This window comes from Longimicrobiaceae bacterium (assembly GCA_035936415.1).
Lineage (GTDB): Bacteria > Gemmatimonadota > Gemmatimonadetes > Longimicrobiales > Longimicrobiaceae > JAFAYN01.
The window spans coordinates 1-3,032 of the sequence record DASYWD010000620.1 but is presented as its reverse complement, the minus strand read 5'-3'; the positions used below and the strand labels follow the sequence as shown (position 1 = coordinate 3,032).

Annotated in this window: 3 protein-coding genes; all 3 read left to right on the top strand. The window is 75.5% G+C overall.

Going from position 1 to position 3,032, the window contains the following annotated elements:
• The coding region (locus tag VGR37_24770) for a phosphoribosylanthranilate isomerase (protein ID HEV2150635.1) at positions 1-650 on the top strand (650 nt) is incomplete at its 5' end.
• Between the two features lie 7 nt (positions 651-657).
• Positions 658-1,869 carry a tryptophan synthase subunit beta gene (gene trpB, locus VGR37_24765; protein ID HEV2150634.1) on the top strand — a complete coding sequence of 404 codons (1,212 nt, stop codon included), beginning with the start codon at positions 658-660 and terminating at the stop codon, positions 1,867-1,869.
• Between the two features lie 10 nt (positions 1,870-1,879).
• A partial coding sequence (locus tag VGR37_24760) for a hypothetical protein (GenBank protein ID HEV2150633.1) occupies positions 1,880-3,032 on the top strand: 1,153 nt, incomplete at its 3' end.

Below are 3,032 nucleotides of genomic sequence, written 5' to 3'. Positions count from 1 at the left end.
GCCTCAAGGTGTGCGGCATCACCCGCCGCGCCGACGCTGAAGCGGCGGCGGCGGAGGGCGCGGCCTACCTGGGGGTGGTGCTCGCGCCTGGCGGGAAGCGCACCGTCGGCGCGGAGGCGGCAGGGGAACTCCTCGCCGGGCTAGGTGTCCTCCGGGTGGGCGTCTTCGTGGACGCCGGCGCGGAGGAGCTGCGGCGGGCGGGCGAGGCGGCCGGTCTCGACGTCCTGCAGCTTCACGGCGACGAGCCACCGGAGCTGCTCCGGGAGCTGCGCGCCGAGGGGCGCTGGAGGGTGTGGAAGGCGCTCCGTCCACGCGCCGGCGACGAGTTCCGCTCCGGCGTGGAGCGCTACGCCGCCGACGCGGACGCCCTGCTCCTGGACGGCTTCTCCCCGGGGGCGCACGGCGGCACCGGCGTCCGCTTCCCGTGGGAAGAGGTGGCCGCGCTCCGCGGCCTCCTCCCCGACGGGGTGCCGCTGGTGGCGGCGGGAGGGATGCGGGCGGAGAACGTCGCCCGCGCCGTCGCCCTCCTCCGGCCCGACGTCGTGGACGTCAGCTCCGGGGTGGAGTCCGCCCCCGGGATCAAGGACCCCCGGGCGCTCCGGGAATTCGCGGCCGCGCTCCGCCGGCCCCCGCACGAGCCACGCAGGTAAGCTGCCGATGTCTTCTTCCGCCGCATCCGCGACCCCGGCCGGCGCGCCGGGCCGCTTCGGGACCTACGGGGGACGCTTCGTCCCCGAGACGCTCATCACCGCCCTCGACGAGCTGGCGGCCACCTACGCCCAGGCCTCCGCCGACCCGGCGTTCTGGGCGGAGCTGGGCGCCCTCTGGCGCGACTACGTGGGCCGTCCCACCCCGCTCTACCGGGCGCACCGCCTGGGCGAGGCGGCGGGGGGCGCGACGGTGTACCTGAAGCGCGAGGACCTGAACCACACCGGCGCGCACAAGATCAACAACTCGCTGGGGCAGGTCCTCCTCGCCCGCCGCATGGGGAAGGGGCGGATCATCGCCGAGACCGGGGCGGGCCAGCACGGCGTAGCCACGGCCACCGCCTGCGCCCTCTTCGGGCTCCCCTGCGTGGTCTACATGGGGGAGGAGGACATCCGCCGGCAGGCGCTCAACGTCTACCGCATGCGCCTGCTGGGCGCGGAGGTGCTGCCGGTCACCAGCGGCACCCGCACCCTCAAGGACGCCGGCAACGAGGCCATGCGCGACTGGGTCACCAACGTCCGCGACACGCACTACGTCCTGGGCTCCGCGGTGGGGCCGGACCCCTTCCCCCGCATGGTGCGCGACTTCCAGTCCGTGATCGGCCGCGAGGCGCGCGCGCAGGTGCTCGAGGCGGAGGGGCGGCTCCCGGCCGCGGTGGTCGCCTGCATCGGCGGGGGCTCCAACGCCATCGGGACGTTCCACCCCTTCCTGGACGACGAGGGCGTGGAGCTGGTGGGGGTGGAGGCGGCGGGGGAGGGGGTGCACACCGGCCGTCACGCTGCCACGCTCACCCACGGTGCCCCCGGCGTCTTCCAGGGGAGCCGCTCCTACCTGCTGCAGGACGACGCCGGGCAGGTGCAGGAGGCGCACTCCGTCTCCGCGGGGCTCGACTACCCCGGCGTGGGACCGGAGCACTCGCACCTCAAGGACTCCGGCCGCGCGAAGTACGTCTCGGTGACCGACGCCGAGGCGCTGGAGGCCTTCGGGCGGCTGGCGCGGCTGGAGGGGATCATCCCCGCGCTGGAGAGCGCCCACGCCATCGCCCACCTCCTCCGCGACGGGGCCCGGTGGGCCGGGGCCGGTCCGGTGGTGGTCTGCCTCAGCGGGCGCGGCGACAAGGACGTGGCGCAGGTGGCCGAGCTCACCGGCGGTGCCGCCTGACCCGCCCCGTATGAGCCTCCACGCCCCGCTGATGGACGCACGGCCCGCGCCGGACCTCCCCCCGCCCGTGGAGCGGGAGGCGGTGCAGGAGCTGGTACGCGACCTGGGGCGCTCGCTCCGCGTGCACCTCCTCTACGAGGGGAACAACGCGGCGGTCGAGCGCTTCGCGGATGCGCTGCAGGCGCGCTTCGCCGCGCTCTGGGAGGTGCTCCCCCGCGTGGTGCTCCACGTGGAGGAGAACGAGATCTCCTGGGAGGGAGAGGCGGTGTACCGCGGCGAGACGCGCGCGGAGGACCTGGCCTTCCTCCTGTACCGGGACGGGGTCCGGGAGCTGACCTTCCTCCCCGGCTTCGAAGACGAGGAGCTTGCCGTCCTCCTGGACATCCTGGTCCGGGTCCAGCGCCTCAAGGCGGACGAGGACGACCTCCTCACCTTGCTCTGGGACCGCGACTGGAAGCACCTGCGCTACCGCTACGTGGAGGCGCTCCCGGAGGGAGTGGCGCTCCCCGCCGCCCCGGACTCGCCCCCGCGCCCCGTGCCGCCGCCCCGCGAGGAGGAGCCGGCGCTGGTCTCCAGCGTGAGCCGGGAGGACTTCCGCGAGGCGCTGTACTTCCTGGACGAATCCGACCTTCGCCGGCTGGACGCCGAGGTGCGCCGCGAGCAGGAGCGCGACCTCTGGCGCGACGTCCTCTCCGGGCTCTTCGACCGGCTGGAGGACGGGACGCCGGAGCGCCAGGAGAGGGTCGTGGGGATCCTCGGCGACCTCCTCCCCACGCTCCTCGCCTCCGGGAACCTCCCCCGCGCCGCCGGGCTCCTGCGGGAGCTGGTGGCGATCGCCACCCGCCCGGGCGCGCTCGCGCCCTCCGTCCTGCGCGCCGTACGCGCGCTGTTCGATCGGCTCTCCCGGGCCGAAACGGTGGAGGAGCTGATCCGCACGGTGGAGGACGATCCCGGCCGCGACGCGCTGGAGGGGCTGAAGGGCCTCCTCTCCTTCTTCCCGCCGGACACCCTCCCGGCGCTCCTGCGCGCCGCCGAGGCGACCCCGGCGGAGGAGGTCCGCGGCGCGGTGCTGGACGCGGCGGAGCGGCTGGCGGGACGGGACGGCGAGCGGCTGCTCCCGCTCCTGGCGCATGAGGACGCCCGGGTGGCCGCCGGGGCGGCGC

Excerpts from the sequence above, each read along its gene's own strand:
- trpB (HEV2150634.1), top strand. The coding sequence starts at position 658 with ATGTCTTCTTCCGCCGCATCCGCGACCCCGGCCGGCGCGCCGGGCCGC.